Here is a 16763-nt window from a genome sequence, read left to right as displayed (position 1 = left end):
CCGGGTGCCGGGAGCCGGGAGCCGGGAGCCGGGAGCCGGGAGCCGGGAGGCGTCGGTGGGGCGAGTGGGCGAGTGGGCGAGATTTGGTGGTGCTGGCATGAAGAACCCGCGAGGTCCGGGGTGGGCCTCGCGGGTTCTCTGGATTAGTTGGTTATGAGCCGAAAGGGCCCTCTTCCGGGAGGCGGAGGTCGGGTTTGTCCAGCTCTTCTACGTTGACGTCCTTGAAGGTGATTACGCGGACGTTCTTCACGAACCTTGCTGGGCGGTACATGTCCCAGACCCAGGCGTCCGACATGCGTACCTCGAAGTAGACCTCGCCGTCGGAGTCTCGGACTTGGACGTCCACGCCGTTGGCCAGGTAGAAGCGGCGTTCCGTCTCCACGACATACGAGAACTGGCCTACGATGTCGCGATATTCCCGGTAGAGCTGCAGCTCCATCTCGGTCTCGTACTTCTCGAGATCCTCCGCGCTCATGCGGTTTCGCGCTCCTCATGGTTGACGGAAGCTGTCTGTGGCTTCCTCGTCGGTGTCGCCAGCCTCCCAACCTGACCATTCTGGACCACGGCGGCCGCTGCCACACTCAAGGCCACCGGGTGTGGCGCTCGCATACCGTGCGTCATGCCCGCCGTTGCCACGTTGACGTACGACCACCTGTGCACGTGGCTCGGGCCGTGCAGCATCAGGGCCTCGCTGTGGGCACCCGTGCAGTAGCCCTTGTGCTCGTCGAAGCCGTACATCGGCAGCTCTTCATGTAAGTCGGCCATGATGCGGTCTCGGGTCACCTTGGCCAGGATCGAGGCCGCTGACACACACGCTACCGCCTGGTCGCCCTTGATCACCGGGATCGACGGGGCCGTCAGGCCCGGAACCCGGAAACCGTCGATCAACACGTAGCCGGGGTGGGTGTGGAGTTGAGCGATCGCCCTGCGCATACCTTCGATGTTGCAGACGTGGACGCCCTTGACGTCGACTTCCTCGACCGGAATTACCACGATCGTGTAGTCCTGTGCGCGGCGGAGGACCAGGTCGTACATCTTGTCGCGGGCCGCCGGGGTCAGCAGCTTCGAGTCCGTCAGGCCTTCAAACTTCCCCGCGTCACCTGGGCGGAGGACGCAGGATGCCACGACCAGCGGGCCCGCGCACGCTCCGCGACCCGCCTCGTCCACGCCAGCGACCGGGCCCAGGCCGCGGCGCTCCAGAGCCGTCTGCAACGCCCAGTTCCCGGCGTCACGCCTCAGGACGGGGCGGGGCGGGCTGGACTCCAGCCATGCCAACCGTCCCTGTCGAGCCGTCGTCACGTGCGGGCTCCCATGGACCTGACCGCCCTGCGCACCCGCCTGCCCAGCCACACCGTGGGGAACGCGGCCACCAGGCCCAGGCCCGGCACGACCACCTGCGCTGCCGCGGACGCGGCCGAGCCCCCCTGCGGGTCGTGGTCGCCCACGCCTCGCCACCTGGACGGGGGCAGCACGATGTAGCGGACCTTGCCGATCACGTTGTCCACCGGCACCAGCCCGTTCCTGCCACCGCCGCCCTGGCAACGCGAGTCGCACGAGTTGTTGCGGTTGTCGCCCAGCACCCAAAGCATGCCCTCCGGCACCTTGATGGGTGGGAACTCCTCCTGCGTGTTGTTCCCGGGGAGCCAGTGGACGTACGGCTCGTCCAACGGCTTGTTGTTCACCAGCACCCGGTTCTTCTCGTCACAACACTGGACGGTGTCCCCACCGACCGCGACGATCCTCTTGACCACGTCGTCCTCGTTGGGGGACGCGAGCCCGAACGCCGCTCCTACGTCTTGCAACCAAGAGACGAAGCCGTTGCTGGATCGGTTCGACGAGAACTCGGAGCGGTTCCACGTGTCGGGGCGGTGGAACACGATGACCTCGCCCGGCTCCGGGTCGCCGAAGGTGTAGACGAGCTTGTCCACCAGCACGCGGTCGCCGTAGCAACCGGGACAGCCGTGCAGCGTCGCCTCCATCGACTCGGACGGGATCACGAACACCCGAGCGATGAAGGTCTGGATGAGCAGGGTGAGCAGCAGTGCGACCCCGATGAGGATCGGGAGCTCCTTCCAGAAGGAGCGCTGCTTCTTCCTGCGGGACTTGCGGCTCAGCCCGGGCGAGACGTCAGGTTTGTCCTGCTCAGCCGGGCCGTCCCCCTCGTCCTCATTGTCCCTGCTGTTACCGGAGCGCGCGACGTCGACCACCAGAGCAGACTACCGGTGCCGCCATCTGATCCTGCGGCCAAGCCACATTGTCGGCCACGCGGCCACCAGACCCAGGCCGAGCGGCCCGCCCTGCTGCCACGCCGGCGCGCCGAGCGCCACCGTCGCGCTGCCCTGGGGGTCGTGGTCACCGACGCCGCGCCACCTGTTCGGCGGCAGCACGATGTAGCGCACCTTGCCGATCACCTTGTCCAACGGCACCACGCCGCGGAGCCCGCCGCCGCCCTGGCAGCGCGAGTCGCACGAGTCGCTGCGGTTGTCCCCCATGACCCACAGCGTGCCCTTCGGCACGACCACCGGGTCGAAGCGCTGCCGTGCGTCCGGCGCGCCGTTCATCCAGTAGATGTACGGCTCGTCGAGTGGCTTGCCGTCGACCAGGACGCGTGACTTCTCGTCGCAGCACTGGACGGTCTGACCGCCCACGGCGATGACGCGCTTGACGAAGTCCCGCTCGTTCGGCGGCGCGAGGCCGATCAGCGAACCGAGCCACTGCAGGCCGCGGACCAGGCCGTTGCTGGGCCCCTGCGGGGCGGTGTCGTTCTCGGTCCACGAGTCCGGGCCCTCGAACACGACCACGTCGCCGGGCTCGGGATCGCGGAAGTCGTAGACGAGCTTGTCGACCAGCACGCGGTCGCCCGTGCAGCCGGTGCACCCGTGGAGGGTGTGCTCCATCGAGCCGGACGGGATGGAGTAGACGCGACCCAGGAACTGCTGGATGACGAACGTCAGCACGAGCGCGATCGCCAGCAGCGTGAGCAGCTCACGCCACAGCGGCTGCTTCCTGGGTGGCTGGCGGTGCTTGCCGGCCTTGTGCTTGGCCGATTTCTCTTCCGTGCCACCACGAGGTGGCGACGCCGGCGAGGAGGCCGCCGGGTCGCTCACCCTCGGGATCAGATCGGTGCGCTCCGGGTCATCCTCTGGCGTCGGAGCGTGCACGGGATTGGCCACACATCCCAGGCTACCGGGATTTGTGAAAAGTACAGGTCAGGCCGTGGGCGCGGTCTCGCGCTTCTCCTTGATCTTGGCGGCCTTGCCACGCAGTTCGCGCAGGTAGTACAGCTTCGCGCGACGCACGTCACCGCGACGGTCGACCTCGACCTTCGCGATGTTCGGGGAGTGCACGGGGAAGGTGCGCTCGACGCCGACACCGAAGGAGATCTTGCGGACGGTGAAGGTCTCGCGGATGCCACCGCCCTGGCGGCGGATCACGACGCCCTTGAACACCTGGACCCGCTCGCGGGAGCCCTCGATGACTCGGACGTGCACCTTCAGCGTGTCACCCGGGCGGAAGGCCGGGATGTCGGAACGCAGCGACTTGGCGTCCAGAGCGTCCAGGGTGTTCATCGGTATCCGTTCCTCAACAGTCGTTCGTGCGTCCCAAGGCGCAGCATCGTTCCTTAGTCAACCTTGGGGAGTCTTGAGTTGCGCCAGGCGCCACCCGGTCGCGGCAACCAGTCCAGTATGTCAGACCGATTTCTGCGGGTCGAAACCGGGATCTCCGAGACCGGCCAGGTGGGCGCGGTCGTGCTTGTCGAGCGCGCCTTCCGGCAGGGCCGCGAGCAGGTCGGGGCGCCGGTGGAAGGTCCTGGTCAAGGCCTGGTCGCGCCGCCAGCGGGCGATGGCGCCGTGGTTGCCCGAGCGCAGCACCTCGGGCACCGGAAGGTCGCGCCAGACCTCCGGACGCGTGTAGCTGGGGCCCTCCAGGAGCCCGTCGGAGAACGAGTCCTGCTGGTGGGACGCCGGGTTGCCGAGCACGCCGGGCAGCAGCCGGGCGACGGCCTCGACGATGACCATGACCGCGACCTCGCCGCCGACCAGGACGTAGTCGCCGATCGAGACCTCGTCGACGGGCATCCGGCGCGCCGCGTCGTCGAGGACACGCTGGTCGATCCCCTCGTAGCGGCCGCAGGCGAACATCAGCCACTCCTCGGCCGCGTACTCGCGGGCGAGCGCCTGGGTGAACGGGCGGCCGGCGGGGGTGGGCACGACGAGGCGGGGCACCCGGGACCGCACCTGCCGGACAGTCCCACTAATGGGTGTGTCCGGCAGGTGCAGTCCGCACAGGTCGTCCAGTGCGTCACCCCAGACCTGTGGCTTCATGACCATGCCCGGGCCGCCGCCGTACGGGCTGTCGTCGACGGCCTTGTGGACGTCGTGCGTCCACTTCCGGAGGTCGTGGACGTCCAGGGACAGCAGCCCGCGCTCGATCGCCCGGCCCAGCAGCGCCTGGCGCAGCGGGTCGAGGTACTCGGGGAAGATCGTGACGACGTCGACGCGCAACTAGTCCAACAAGCCTTCCGGCGGATCGATGACGATCCGCCCGCTCTTGACGTCCACCTGGGGGACGATCGCGCGGACGAACGGGACCAGGGCCTCGGTCCCGTCTTCCTTCTTGACCACCAGCAGCTCTCCCGCGGGGGAGCGGGCGATCTCGAACACCGTGCCGACGGGGGTCCCGTCGGTGCGCACGGCCGCGAGACCCTCCAGCTCGTGGTCGTAGAACGCGTCCGGGTCGTCCGACGGCGACAGGTCGTCCGCGTCCACCAGCAGCTGTGCGCCGCGCATGGTGTCGGCGGCGGTCCGGTCGGGGACCTCGTCGAACCGGACCAGCAGGCGGCCGCTGTGCGGGCGGGCGGTCGACACGGTGACCGGGCGGACGGAACGGTCCCGGAGCCGTGCGGTGAGCACGGCCCCGACCGCGAACCGTTCTTCGGGCACGTCGGTGTGGATGTCGACCGCCAACTCGCCGGAGATGCCGTGGGCCTTCGCCACCCGGCCGACCAGCAGTAACTCGGTCACGACCGCGTCACGTCCTCTCCTCGCGGGCTCGGAGAGGCCGAACGCTGGTCGCGATGCCCACGGTTCGCTCCGCAAGCTCCGCTCACTGGTCGGTGTCGACGACGTCCACTCGGATGCCGCGGCCGCCGATGCCGGCCATCACCGTCCGCAGCGCGGTGGCCGTGCGGCCGCCGCGGCCGATGACCTTGCCGAGGTCGTCCGGGTTGACGTGCAGCTCGAGCGTGCGCCCACGGCGCGTGGTCACCAGTTCGACGCGCACGTCGTCCGGGTGGTCGACGATGCCGCGTACCAGGTGCTCGAGCGCGTCAGCCAGGAAGCTCACTCGGTGGCACCCTCATCCGGCTTCTCGTCGGCCTTCTTCGCGTCGGCCTTCCTGGCGCCGCCACCCTTCTTCCTCGGGGTGGTGGCCTCGGTGGTCGGCTCGCTGCCGGCCTCCTTCAGGGCCTGCTCGAACAGCTCCTGCTTGCTGGTCTTCGTCTCCTTGACCTTCAGCGTGCCCTCGGTGCCCGGGAGGCCCTTGAACTTCTGCCAGTCGCCGGTGATCTCGAGGATCCGCTGCACGGACTCGGTCGGCTGCGCGCCGACGCCCAGCCAGTACTGGGCACGCTCGGAGTCGACCTGGATGAAGCTCGGCTCCTCCTTCGGGCGGTACTGGCCGATCGTCTCGATGGCCTTGCCGCTGCGGCGGGTGCGGGCGTCCGAGACGATGACGCGGTAGTACGGCGCCCGGATCTTGCCGAGACGCTGCAGCTTGATCTTGACTGCCACGGGTGGTGGTGCTCCTCTTGATGACGTTGTGAGCGCCGGTTCGCCGCGTGGGGATGCGGCTCGCCAGTACCCCAAGTTCGATGGCGCCATGGCACGGTGAGAGGGTCCGGCCACGACGGACAGCTGACCATTCTGCCAGATGGGGTTGGCTACGCCGGCATGACCCCGAGTGCGACCAGCAGCACGGCGACCGCGGGCAGGAAGTTGTTCACCTGGTGGGCGACGATGCTGGCGCCCAGCCGGCCGCTGAACAGCCGCGCCAGCCCGATCGGGATGCCGATGACCAGCAGCAACGAGGTGCGCAGCGGCTCGAGGTGACTGACCGCGAAGATGACCGTGGTGAGGCCGAACACCGACCAGCGGCTCCACTTCAGCCGCTCGAGCGCCCCCCACAGCAGGCCGCGGTAGATCAGCTCCTCGCAGACCGGGCCGATCAGCCACACGAAGACGAACAGGACGATCGCGGGGGCGAGCGGCATGCGCTGGTTGTCGACGAGCGCCCCGATCGCGGACTGGGCGTGCTGGCCGACGATGCTGGTCCACACGAACGCGGCGAACGTGGTGCAGATGAGCCCGACGAAGCCCCACTTGAGGCCGGTGCGGACGTCCTCGCGGCGGAAGGACCAACGCAGGTCGATCCGCGGCCCGTTGCCCCGCAGCTTGGTGACGAGCAGCGTCACACAGGCCGCGACGACCGTGGGCACCATCGTGCCGACGACGATCACCGTGGGTGAGCCGATCGCGCGGGGGGCGAAGGCACGGACGAGCGCACCAATCATCACGGCGGTGAGCACGAAGACGGCGAAGACGAACAGGAACGCGCCGAAACCCCAGCGGTGGGTCCGGGTCATAGGAGGATCGTCGACGACACCCTGTGTGTCGGTGATTTCCCGCTCCGCTGTCACCTACCTCAGCGTAGTCGGTAAACGGCCCCGGAACCCGATGAGCTGACGTGACAATTGACGGTCACCTGATGACGCGCCCGCGCAACACGATCCGGCTGGGGCGGCGGAGCGCGGCGAGATCCGCCCGCGGGTCCTCGGCGTAGGCGATGACGTCGGCCGCCGCGCCCTCCTCGATGCCCCGGTAGCCGAGCCATGCCCGGGCCGACCACGAGGCCGCGCCGATGGCGTCCTCGGTGGTCATACCCAGTTCGTGCAGTGCCACGATCTCGTCGACGATGCGGCCGTGTGCGATGCCGCCGCCCGCGTCCGTGCCCGCGTACACCGGGATGCCGGCCGCCAGCACGTCCGCCACGGTCCGGCGGATGCGGCCGTAGAGGTCCAGCATGTGCCCCGCGTACACCGGGTACTTGCTCGCGCCGGCCGCGAGCCCCGGAAAGGTCTCGATGTTGATCAGGGTCGGGACCAGGGCGGTGCCGTGGGCGGCCATCAGCTCGATCGTGTCGGGCGTGAGGCCGGTGCCGTGCTCGATGCAGTCGATGCCGGCGTTGATCAGGCCGGGCAGCGCCTCCTCGCCGAACACGTGCGCCGTGACCCGGGCGCCCGCCTCGTGGGCGACCTTGATCGCCTCGGTCAGGACGTCGTCCGGCCACAGTGGGGCGAGGTCGCCCCTGTCCCGGTCGATCCAGTCGCCGATCAGCTTGACCCAGCCGTCGCCCGCGGCGGCCTGCTCCGCGACGACCGACGGCAGCAGCTCCGGTGACTCCAGCTCCTCGCTGACGTGGCGGATGTACCGCTTGGGGCGCGCGATGTGCCTGCCGGCGCGAACGATGCGGGGCAGCTCCAGCTTCTCCTGCAGCGGCCGGGTGTCCAGCGGGGCGCCGCAGTCGCGGACGAGCAGCGTGCCGGCGTCCCGGTCGGTGAGCGCGTGCTGCTCGGCCTCGTCGAGGTCTTCGGCGGCCAGGCCGATGTGGCAGTGCGCGTCCACCAGCCCCGGCAGGAGGAAGCCGCCGTCCACCACGGTCTCCGCGTACGGCACCGGGGTGAGGCGGATGCGGCCGTTCACGATCCACAGGTCGCGCGGCTCCCCCTCGGGGAGTACCACGCCCCGCATGTGCAGCGCCGGCATGCGCTACTTGTCCTTCTTGGGGAACTTGAGCTTCGAGGGGTCGAAGCCGGGCGGGAGCTGCTGGTCGAGACCGGCGAGGCCGGGGGGCAGCTCGTTCAGGCCGGGCGGCATCTTCGACAGGTCGGGCATGCCGCCGGGGAACATCGGCATCCCGCCGCGCACCCTCGGCTGCGTCGGGCCGCGCCCCTTGCCCTTCTTCCCCTTCTTGCCCTTGCGCGCCTTGGTGGCGCTACCCCGTGAGCCCGGGAAGCCGAACCGGCCCGCCATCTGCTGCATCATCTTACGGGCCTCGTAGAAGCGGTTGACCAGGTCGTTGACCTCGCGGACCGCGACGCCGGAGCCCTTGGCGATGCGCAGGCGGCGGGACGCGTTGATGATCTTCGGGTCATGGCGCTCGGCCGGCGTCATGCCGCGGATGATGGCCTGCAGGCGGTCCAGGTGCTTGTCGTCGACCTGGGCGAGCTGGTCCTTCATCTGCCCGGCGCCGGGGAGCATGCCGATCAGGTTGGCGATCGGGCCCATCTTGCGGACGGCCAGCATCTGCTCGAGGAAGTCCTCCAGCGTCAGCTCGCCGGTACCGATCTTCGCGGCGGCGGCCTCGGCCTGGTCCTTGTCGAACGCCTGCTCGGCCTGCTCGATGAGCGTGAGGACGTCACCCATGCCGAGGATGCGCGAGGCCATCCGGTCGGGGTGGAACGCGTCGAAGTCCTCGAGCTTCTCGCCGTTGGACGCGAAGAGGATGGGCTGGCCGGTGACCTCGCGGACCGACAGCGCGGCACCGCCGCGCGCGTCGCCGTCGAGCTTGGTGAGGACGACGCCGGTGAAGCCGACGCCGTCGCGGAACGCCTCGGCCGTGGTGACCGCGTCCTGGCCGATCATGGCGTCGACCACGAACAGGACCTCGTCCGGCTGCGTGGCCTCGCGGATGTCGGCCGCCTGACGCATCATCTCCTCGTCGACGCCCAGCCGGCCGGCGGTGTCGATGATGACGACGTCGTGCTGGGCGCGCCTGGCCTCGTCGATGGAGCGGCGGGCCACGTCGACGGGGTCGCCGACGCCGTTGCCGGGCTCCGGCGCGTACGTCGGCACGCCGGCCCGCTGGCCGACGATCTGCAGCTGGTTGACCGCGTTGGGCCGCTGGAGGTCGCAGGCGACGAGCAGCGGTGTGTGGCCCTGGCCGGCGAGCCAGCGGGCCAGCTTGCCGGCGAGTGTCGTCTTGCCGGAACCCTGCAGGCCGGCGAGCATGATCACCGACGGCGGGTTCTTGGCGTAGGAGAGGCGCCGGGTCTCGCCACCGAGGATCGCGACGAGCTCCTCGTTGACGATCTTGACGACCTGCTGGGCCGGGTTCAGCGCACCGGAGACCTCCGCGCCCTTGGCGCGTTCCTTGACCCGTGCGATGAAGGTCCGGACCACCGGAAGCGCGACGTCCGCCTCCAGCAACGCGATCCTGATCTCGCGCGCGGTGGCGTCGATGTCGGCCTCGGACAGCCGGCCGCGGCCGCGGAGGTTCTGCAGGACCGAGGTGAGCCGGTCGGAAAGAGTGTCGAACACCCTGTCGAGGGTAGCCGGTCAGCGCCCGGGGTCGCCGGGATGGGCTCGACCCCTCGACGAGCCCCATCCCGGCTTCCCTGTCGCGCCCCCTCCCCGAGGCGCACGCACAGCCTCTCGTTTCTCGCAGGCGGCGGGCAGCGCGAAGCCACCTGGATAGGACTAGGGGTTACTACTCAGTAGCTACTCAGGACGCCCGCGTGTCCAACCGGCACGACCCGTGTGTCCAACAAAACGCGCGCACGGCCTCGGCACGTTTCGTTGAACTCAGCGGTCCGGTGCGTTGGACACGCGGGTTCTGGGCGTTGGACACGCGGGGGTTAGACGGCGGAGAGGACGGCTCGTTCTATTTCTCGCCGCCACGTGTCGCCGTTCGCCGGGCCGGTCGAGGCCAGGCTGAAGGAGGAGATGGCGGTGCCGCCCACCTGCATCGCACGCGCCCACAGGATGTTGGCGCCGCAGCGTTCCAGGGCTTCGGCCGTGCTGTGGAGCAGGCCGAGGCGATCGGGGGCCCGCAGCTCCAGGACCACGTCCTTCGACTCGGTGCCGCCGTCGGCCTCGTCCTCGAACCAGAGGACGCGGGCCTGCGGCGGGTCGTCCAGTTCGGACGCGTAGTCGCGTTCCTTCGCGGCCAGCTTCTCCGCCAACCGGAGCGAGCCGGACAGCGCGCGGGTGAACTGCTCGCGCAGCAGGCCGGCGTCCGGCAGCGAGCCGAAGCGCGGCGACACCGAGAACACGTCCACCGCGACGCCCGCGTGGGCACGCAGCTCCGCCGCGTGGACCGACAGCGAGTGCAGGGCCAGCACGCCCGCCGCCCGTGACAGCAGGCCGGGGCGGTCGGCCGCGACCAGCGTGATCGTGGCGAACGCGCGTTCGGACGAGGAGATGATGATGTCCGGCCGGCCGGACGCGGCCACGGTCTCCGCGAGCGCCCGCTGGTCGGCGGCGAGCGGCGTCGGCTCCTCGAGCTTCTCTCCCGCCATCCGCCGGCGGCAGCGGGTCACCAGGTCGGCGACGAGCGAGGCCTTCCAGTCCGTCCACACGCCAGGGCCGGTCGCGAGCGAGTCCACCTCGGCGAGCGCGGCCAGCAGCTCCAGCAGGACCGGGTCGCCGCCGAGCGTGTCGACGACACGTCGCACGGTCGCCTCGTCCTCGATGTTGCGGCGGGTGGCCGTGTGCGGGAGCAGCAGGTGGTGGCGGACCATCTCCGACAGCGTGGCCACGTCGGCCGCGGCCAGCCCCAGCCGCTCCCCGACCTGCCGGGCGAGCTTGGCGCCCACGATCGAGTGGTCCTGGTCGCGGCCCTTGCCGATGTCGTGCAGCACGGCGCCGATCAGCAGCAGGTCCGGGCGGGACACCCGGGTCACGAGCTTGGCGGCGTTGGCGGTGGCCTGCACGAGGTGCCGGTCGACCGTCCACACGTGTGCGGCGTCGCGCGGCGGGAGGTCGCGCACCGCGCCCCACTCCGGGAACAGCCGCGCCCACAGCCCCGTGCGGTCCAGCGACTCCACGACGTCGATCAGGCCCTCGCCCGCGCCGAGCAGCGAGACCAGCTCCTGGCGCACCTCGGCCGGCCACGGCGCGCGTGGTTCGGGTGCGGACTCCCCCAGCCGGGTCAGCGCGGCCGGCGCGATCGGCCGGCCGGTGCGCGCGGCGGCCGCGGCGACCCGCAGCAGGAGCGCGGGGTCCTTGCTCGGGTCGACGTCCCGGGCGAGCGTGACCTCGTCGCCGTTGAGCACGACGCCCTCGGACAGCGGCCTGCGCTGCGGCTGGCGGCGCAGCACGCCGAGCACCTTGCGGTTCTGCCGCGCCGGCTGGACCGCCCGGAACGCCACGTCCAGCGCGTACGCGACCGCGCGGCCGGCGCCGGACAGGGCGCGGGCGAGCACGAACCGGTCGGTCAGGCCCAGCACGGCGGCGATCTCGTCGCCGTCCTGCGGCATGAGGACGTCTCTGGGCCGGCCGGCGATGCGGCGCAGCTCCGTCCGCGTGTCCAGCAGCAGCCTGCGGGCGGCCGACACCTCGCCGGAGGGCCGGTCCACGAGCTGCGCGAGCGCCAGCGCGTCGAGGATGGCCAGGTCACGCAGGCCGCCGCGGCCGTGCTTGAGATCGGGTTCGACCCAGTGCGCGACCTCGCCGCTGCGTTGCCAGCGGGCCCGCGCGGACTCGATCACGTCGTCGACGCGGCGCCGCACGCTCGTGCGCCAGGCGTCGAGCGCGGCGTCGGCCAGCTGCCCGGCCAGTGCCGCGTCGCCGGCGATGTGCCGGGCGTCGAGCAGCCCCATGGCCGTGCGGAGGTCGTCCCCGGCCACGTCGAGGGCCTCGGACACCGTGCGCACCGAGTGGTCGAGGCCGACGCCGGAGTTCCACAGCGGGTACCACAGCTGCTCGGCGACCTTCTCCACGCGGCCGTCGCGCCTGCCCGCGAACACCAGCACGAGGTCGAGGTCGGAGAACGGGACCAGTTCGCGCCGCCCGAGGCCGCCGACGGCGACCAGGGCGATACCGGACGTGCCTGCGCCGACGCCCGCCTGCGCGGCGTGCACGGTCAGCCAGAACTCGTGCAGGTCGGTCAGGGCCTCCCGCAGGACGTCCGGACCGAGTCGGCCGGCCTGGTGCGGCGCGCCCCGGCCGAGCAGCCGGTCACGCGCCAGTACCAGGTCGGCGGCAGTGGGGACGGCCGGCGCCTGCCGGCCGGCCGCCCCCTCCCCCTGAGCTGCCATCAGAGCGCGTCGGTGCCGCGCTCCCCGGTGCGGACCCTGACCACGGTCTCCACCGGCGTGACCCAGACCTTCCCGTCGCCGATCTTGCCGGTTCGCGCGGCCTCGACCACGGCCTCCACCACCTTGTCGCCCAGCGCGTCGTCGACCAGGACCTCGAGCTTCACCTTCGGCACGAAGTCGACCGAGTACTCGGCACCGCGGTAGACCTCGGTGTGGCCCTTCTGCCGGCCGTAGCCCTGGACCTCGCTGACGGTCATGCCCAGCACGCCGACCTGCTCCAGTGCCGCCTTGACGTCATCCAGCGTGAACGGCTTGATGATCGCCGTTACCAGCTTCATGCCTTGCTCCTCTCGAGTGACTCGGTCGACCCGGCGCCGGGCTTCAGCGTGTCGGACAGCCCGCCCCCACCGAAACCACCGAAGTCGTACGCGGTCTCCTTGTGCTCGGCCTCGTCGATGCCCATGACCTCGGCCTCCTGGCTGACCCGGAACCCGATGGTGAACTTGATCAGGAACCCGATGATCAGGGTCAACACGAACGAGTACAGGAGCACCGCGCCGGCCGCCACTGCCTGCCTACCCAGCTGGGTGAACCCGCCGCCGTAGAACAACCCGTTGTCACCGACCGAGGCGGTGTTGACGGAGAGCTTGCTGAAGAAGCCGATCAGCAGCGTGCCGATCAGACCACCGACGAGGTGAACGCCGACCACGTCGAGCGAGTCGTCGAAGCCGAACCTGAACTTGAGGCTGACGGCCAGGGCGCAGACCGCGCCCGCGACCACGCCGATGACCAGCGCGCCCCAGGTGTCCACGTACCCGCAGGCCGGGGTGATGGCGACCAGACCGGCGACCGCGCCGGACGCCGCGCCGAGCGTGGTGGGCTTGCCGTACTTGAGCTGCTCGGTGACCAGCCAGCCGATGACGGCCGCGGCCGTGGCGATCGTGGTGTTCGTGAACGCGACACCGGCGAGGTCACCGGCAGCCAGCGCGGATCCGGCGTTGAAGCCGTACCAGCCGAACCACAGGAGGCTGGCGCCGAGCAGGACGAACGGCACGTTGTGCGGGCGCGGCGTCTCCCGCGGCCAGCCCTTGCGCTTGCCGAGGACGAACGCGAGCGCGAGACCGGCGGCACCGGCGTTGATGTGCACCGCGGTACCACCCGCGAAGTCGAGTGCCTTGAGCTTGTTGGCGATCCAGCCACCCGTGGAGTTCGGGCCGATGAAGCCGTCGAAGGAGAATACCCAGTGCGCGACCGGGAAGTAGACGACCGTGGCCCAGAGCACCAGGAACACGACCCAGCTCCAGAACTTGGCGCGGTCGGCGATGGCACCGGAGATCAGCGCCGGGGTGATGACCGCGAACATCAGCTGGAACATCACGAAGGCGAGCACCGGGAGCGCGTCACCGCCCGGCCACGGCGCGTCGTCGGTGCCGAAACCGGCGAGCTTGCCGAACGCGTTGGTCAGCCCGGCCCAGTCGAGGTTGCCGAGCAGACCCCCGCCGACGTCGTTGCCGAACGCCAGGCTGAAGCCGAACAGCATCCACAGGATGGTGATCACCGCGAGTGCGATGAAGTTCAGCATCAACATGTTGAGCACGCTCTTGGAGCGAACCATGCCGCCGTAGAAGAATGCCAGGCCAGGTGTCATGAGCATGACCAACGCGGCGCTGGCCAGCACCCACGCGGTATCTCCCGAGTTAGCCAACAAGTCGTCCTCCCGAACACGAGATTTGACTCGGGAGCATCGAGAAGTCCTGTTTCACGGGATCGCGCCGCCGGTTTCCCCCGCGTGAACTGTCGTCCGATTTGTGTTACATCGATGTTTCCGGCGCGTAGCCGCTACTCTCGGCGTTCATCGACGGCCAAGAAACACACAACGGGTCGGCGGCAGTGCCCGCGACAGCGGTCGCGGACCCCGAATGGCTCGGCGCGCAGCTGGCTCTGGCGGCGCGGCGGTTCCGCGTGGACGCTCGCACGGCCGGCGTGCTCTGGTGGTACTCGGCCGGCACCGTGCTCCTCGGACCGTCGTCTTCGTCGTACGTGCGGGGCGGCCCGGTGGACGCGCCGGACCTCGACTCGATGACCCTGTTCGTGCACCCGGACGGGCGGCTGCTGGAGGCTCGCGCGGCCGGGTCGGTGTCCCGCCCGGAGGTGCCCGCACGCGTGGGTGGCCTGGTCGAGGCCTGCGTGCGTGCGGTGGCGCCGGCGTCGGGGGCGTCCCCGCGGTCGCTGTGGGCGATCGCTTCGGACTCGCTGGCCAACGGGGTGCTGTGGGCGGGCGGTGGCGAGGCCGACGCGGTCGCGCTGGCGGCGGACGAGCGGTTCCCCCGGCCGCGGTTCGTCGAGGTCGCCGGGCAGCTCGCGGTGCGGCGGTCCTCGTGTTGCCTGGTGTACGAGTCGCCGGGGCAGCAGAAGTGCGTGAGCTGCCCGCGGCAGCGTCCCGACGATCGGTTGCGACGGTTGCGCGTGGCCTTCGGCGGCTAGGCTCCGCCGGCACCTGCTTCGATCTCACCGCGTCTCGACTTGAACAACCGTTCCAGATCGGCGGTCAGTCCAGCACGGTCAGTCCAGCACGGTCAGCGCCTGGTCGACGGCGTCACGCATGCGTCTCTCGTCGGGCACCTTGGCCATGACGCGCAGGCCCTGCAGGAAGGTCACCAGGAACCGGGCCAGTGCGCGCGGGTCCTTGCCGGCGGCCAGCTCGTCCTGGTTGCGAGCCCGCGTGAGCGCGCCGGCGAGTGCGGTCTCCAGGCCGTTCCAGCTGAACTCGACGCGGCGTGCGCTCGGCTGGTCCTGCGGGCACTCGACGGCGGTGTTCGTGACCAGGCACCCCCTGGGGTCGGCCAGCGCCTCGACCAGGAAGAGCCGGACGAACTCACGCACCGCGGGCAGTGCCGGACCGGAACGGGACAGCTGGTCGAGCGCGCGGCCGTCGAACCGCTCCGTGTACCGGTCCAGCGCGCGCAGGTACAGCTCGTGCTTGCTGCCGAAGGTCGCGTAGATGCTGCCCCGGCCGATGCCGAGGTGGTCGACGATGTCCTGCATGGACGTGGCCTCGTAGCCCTTGCGCCAGAACAGGTCCATGGCCGCGCGCAGCGCGACGTCCGGGTCGAACTCCTTGGTCCTGGCCACGGCCGGACCCTAACTTCTACCGGAACGAGCGGTCAAGAACCGTAGACGCGCAGCGCGCCCTTCCGCACGCGGAACCGGAACCTCCGGCCCAGCGGGCCGACCTCCCCGTCCAGCGCGATCCGGCGGTGGCCGTCCAACAGCACCACGTCCAGCGCGGGCACCTCCGTGTGCCGGTACACGTGGCTCGTGTGCAGCGTGCCGAGGAGGGTCGCGAGCAGGAAGCGGGCGCGGGAGTACGGGATGTCCGCACGCAGGTAGCGGACGTCGAGCACACCGGTGGCCAGCGAGGGCCGGCGGGCGGCGGCGAAGCCCTTCGGCTCGTAGGAGCCGTTGCCGACGAACAGCATCCAGACCTTGTGCCGGCGGCCGTTGAGCAGGATGTCGAGCGGCTTCGCGCGGCGGAGCATGCGGGTGCTGGCGAGCCCGGCGGCCGCCCACTTGGGCCAGCGGGTCTGCAGCTTCTCCCGCAGTCGCACGGTCTCCGGGTACCCGCCGAGGCTCGCGGTGTTGACGAAGACGGAACGCTCGGTCTCGCCGCTGCCGTCGGTCACGTCGACCTGGCCGGCGTCGCAGACGAGGACGGCGCCGGCGCGGGCCGCCGCCTGGGCCTCGTCGAGGGTCTCCACCTCCGCGTCGCGGGCGAAGTGGTTGAGCGTGCCGCCGGGGACGACCACCATCGGCAGCCCGTGTTCGACGGCGATCCCGGCCACGCAGGCCACGGTGCCGTCGCCGCCGACGGCGCCGACCGCACGCACGTCGCCGTCGATCCGCTTGGTGACCTCGGCGACGATGTCGACGTCGGGTTCCAGCTCGACGATGTCGGCCTTGGGCCAGGCCTTCTCGACCTCGGTCACGGCGTCCCCGGCAGAGCCGGCGCCGGGGTTGACGACGATGACGAGACCCTCGCCGTCGCCGAGTTCGGCCGCGGTGTCCCGCTGCTGCTCGCCGACCGGCAGGTCGTTGCGGTGCGGCCACCAGTGGCGGGTCGCGTACGCAGCGCCGACCCCGATGGCGGCGCCGGCCAGGACGTCGCTCGGCCAGTGCACGCCGGTGTGGACACGGCTGTAGCCGACGGCGGCGGCGAGCGGCACGACCGCGGCGCCCGCACCCCGGTGCTCCATGGCGACGGCCGTGGCGAAAGCCGCGGCGGACGCCGCGTGCCCCGAGGGGAAGGAGGAGGACCGGGGCCGCCGGATGAGCCGCCGCGGCAGCGGTAACAGGTCCGCGGCGGGCCGGCGGCGTGGGAAGAGCCGCTTGGCGACGAGACTCGCGCCGAAGCTGGCGAACCCGATGGCGACGACGCCGCGCAGACCAGCCCTGCGGGTGGCGCCCTTGCGCGCGACGAGCCCGGCGGCGATCGCGAACCAGAGCTTGCTGTGGTTCGCCGTTCGACCGAGGTTTTGGAGCGCGGCGTCCACCGGGGACGGTCGGATGCCGCCGCTGATGCGGACGAGTTCGGCATCCAACCGGCTTACCGGCCAGCGCCGGAACATGGACCGCACCACGCGGTTGTACCCGGATCGTCGAACCACAA

General features: G+C 70.7%; 18 protein-coding genes. 1 reads left to right on the top strand and 17 read right to left on the bottom strand.

Annotated features, from left to right (window positions below):
* Nucleotides 1-151: 151 nt before the first annotated feature.
* From ACJ73U_RS20100 to ACJ73U_RS20030, 15 genes are all read right to left on the bottom strand, one after another.
* Nucleotides 152-475, bottom strand: a complete 324-nt coding sequence (locus ACJ73U_RS20100; protein WP_133908662.1) for a DUF2469 domain-containing protein — start codon at nt 473-475, stop codon at nt 152-154.
* The gene (locus ACJ73U_RS20095; RefSeq protein WP_407779195.1) at nt 472-1266 is read right to left on the bottom strand and encodes a ribonuclease HII; all 795 of its coding nucleotides are present in this window, start codon (nt 1264-1266) and stop codon (nt 472-474) included. Before ACJ73U_RS20095 ends, ACJ73U_RS20100 begins: the two co-directional genes overlap by 4 nt.
* Nucleotides 1267-1295: 29 nt before the next feature.
* Nucleotides 1296-2207, bottom strand: a complete 912-nt coding sequence (lepB, locus tag ACJ73U_RS20090) for a signal peptidase I (protein WP_407779193.1) — start codon at nt 2205-2207, stop codon at nt 1296-1298.
* A gap of 9 nt (nt 2208-2216) precedes the next feature.
* Nucleotides 2217-3173, bottom strand: coding sequence for a signal peptidase I (lepB, locus tag ACJ73U_RS20085; protein ID WP_407779192.1), 957 nt, complete (start codon nt 3171-3173; stop codon nt 2217-2219).
* 36 nt (nt 3174-3209) lie between these two features.
* A complete protein-coding gene (gene rplS / locus ACJ73U_RS20080) occupies nt 3210-3569 on the bottom strand; it encodes a 50S ribosomal protein L19 (protein WP_407779191.1) in 360 nt (119 codons plus the stop codon).
* A 120-nt stretch (nt 3570-3689) separates the two neighbouring features.
* The gene (gene trmD / locus ACJ73U_RS20075; RefSeq protein ID WP_407779190.1) at nt 3690-4505 is read right to left on the bottom strand and encodes a tRNA (guanosine(37)-N1)-methyltransferase TrmD; all 816 of its coding nucleotides are present in this window, start codon (nt 4503-4505) and stop codon (nt 3690-3692) included.
* Nucleotides 4506-5024 carry a ribosome maturation factor RimM gene (gene rimM, locus ACJ73U_RS20070; RefSeq protein WP_407779189.1) on the bottom strand — a complete coding sequence of 173 codons (519 nt, stop codon included), beginning with the start codon at nt 5022-5024 and terminating at the stop codon, nt 4506-4508.
* A gap of 82 nt (nt 5025-5106) precedes the next feature.
* Nucleotides 5107-5346: an RNA-binding protein gene (locus ACJ73U_RS20065; protein ID WP_324920665.1), complete on the bottom strand. Its 240-nt coding sequence runs from the start codon at nt 5344-5346 to the stop codon at nt 5107-5109.
* Entirely contained in the window at nt 5343-5792 is a 450-nt protein-coding gene (gene rpsP / locus ACJ73U_RS20060) for a 30S ribosomal protein S16 (protein ID WP_407779188.1), read from the bottom strand. Before rpsP ends, ACJ73U_RS20065 begins: the two co-directional genes overlap by 4 nt.
* Before the next feature lie 149 nt (nt 5793-5941).
* Complete coding sequence (locus tag ACJ73U_RS20055) at nt 5942-6643, bottom strand: lysostaphin resistance A-like protein (protein ID WP_407779187.1); 702 nt, start codon at nt 6641-6643, stop codon at nt 5942-5944.
* A gap of 115 nt (nt 6644-6758) precedes the next feature.
* Entirely contained in the window at nt 6759-7823 is a 1065-nt protein-coding gene (locus ACJ73U_RS20050) for an amidohydrolase family protein (RefSeq protein WP_407779186.1), read from the bottom strand.
* A 3-nt stretch (nt 7824-7826) separates the two neighbouring features.
* Nucleotides 7827-9377 carry a signal recognition particle protein gene (ffh, locus tag ACJ73U_RS20045; protein WP_407779185.1) on the bottom strand — a complete coding sequence of 517 codons (1551 nt, stop codon included), beginning with the start codon at nt 9375-9377 and terminating at the stop codon, nt 7827-7829.
* Between the two features lie 317 nt (nt 9378-9694).
* Nucleotides 9695-12097: a [protein-PII] uridylyltransferase gene (locus ACJ73U_RS20040; RefSeq protein WP_407779184.1), complete on the bottom strand. Its 2403-nt coding sequence runs from the start codon at nt 12095-12097 to the stop codon at nt 9695-9697.
* Nucleotides 12097-12435: a P-II family nitrogen regulator gene (locus tag ACJ73U_RS20035; protein WP_407779183.1), complete on the bottom strand. Its 339-nt coding sequence runs from the start codon at nt 12433-12435 to the stop codon at nt 12097-12099. Before ACJ73U_RS20035 ends, ACJ73U_RS20040 begins: the two co-directional genes overlap by 1 nt.
* Nucleotides 12432-13802 (bottom strand): ammonium transporter, encoded by a 1371-nt coding sequence (locus ACJ73U_RS20030; protein WP_407779182.1) that lies wholly within the window; start codon nt 13800-13802, stop codon nt 12432-12434. Before ACJ73U_RS20030 ends, ACJ73U_RS20035 begins: the two co-directional genes overlap by 4 nt.
* Nucleotides 13803-13987: 185 nt before the next feature.
* Between ACJ73U_RS20030 and ACJ73U_RS20025 the strand changes: the two genes are divergently transcribed.
* On the top strand, nt 13988-14581 hold the full coding sequence (locus ACJ73U_RS20025; RefSeq protein ID WP_407779181.1) for a (2Fe-2S)-binding protein: 594 nt from the start codon (nt 13988-13990) through the stop codon (nt 14579-14581).
* Nucleotides 14582-14659: 78 nt separating this feature from the next.
* On the opposite strand, the gene ACJ73U_RS20020 is transcribed toward ACJ73U_RS20025, so the two are convergent.
* Together ACJ73U_RS20020 and ACJ73U_RS20015 are read right to left on the bottom strand one after the other, a co-directional pair.
* A complete protein-coding gene (locus ACJ73U_RS20020) occupies nt 14660-15229 on the bottom strand; it encodes a TetR/AcrR family transcriptional regulator (protein ID WP_407779180.1) in 570 nt (189 codons plus the stop codon).
* Between the two features lie 32 nt (nt 15230-15261).
* Nucleotides 15262-16722 (bottom strand): bifunctional phosphatase PAP2/diacylglycerol kinase family protein, encoded by a 1461-nt coding sequence (locus ACJ73U_RS20015; protein WP_407779194.1) that lies wholly within the window; start codon nt 16720-16722, stop codon nt 15262-15264.
* Between the last annotated feature and the right edge of the window lie 41 nt (nt 16723-16763).

The sequence above is a fragment of the Actinophytocola sp. genome, assembly GCF_045807065.1.
In the GTDB taxonomy this organism is placed as follows: domain Bacteria; phylum Actinomycetota; class Actinomycetes; order Mycobacteriales; family Pseudonocardiaceae; genus Actinophytocola.
The sequence above is the reverse complement of the archived record's forward strand: the minus strand, read 5'-3'. Positions and strand labels throughout refer to the sequence as shown.

Excerpts from the sequence above, each read along its gene's own strand:
- ACJ73U_RS20035 (WP_407779183.1), bottom strand. The coding sequence starts at position 12,435 with ATGAAGCTGGTAACGGCGATCATCAAGCCGTTCACGCTGGATGACGTC.
- ACJ73U_RS20050 (WP_407779186.1), bottom strand. The coding sequence starts at position 7,823 with ATGCCGGCGCTGCACATGCGGGGCGTGGTACTCCCCGAGGGGGAGCCG.
- ACJ73U_RS20015 (WP_407779194.1), bottom strand. The coding sequence starts at position 16,722 with ATGTTCCGGCGCTGGCCGGTAAGCCGGTTGGATGCCGAACTCGTCCGC.
- rplS (WP_407779191.1), bottom strand. The coding sequence starts at position 3,569 with ATGAACACCCTGGACGCTCTGGACGCCAAGTCGCTGCGTTCCGACATC.
- ACJ73U_RS20040 (WP_407779184.1), bottom strand. The coding sequence starts at position 12,097 with ATGGCAGCTCAGGGGGAGGGGGCGGCCGGCCGGCAGGCGCCGGCCGTC.
- ACJ73U_RS20055 (WP_407779187.1), bottom strand. The coding sequence starts at position 6,643 with ATGACCCGGACCCACCGCTGGGGTTTCGGCGCGTTCCTGTTCGTCTTC.
- ACJ73U_RS20100 (WP_133908662.1), bottom strand. The coding sequence starts at position 475 with ATGAGCGCGGAGGATCTCGAGAAGTACGAGACCGAGATGGAGCTGCAG.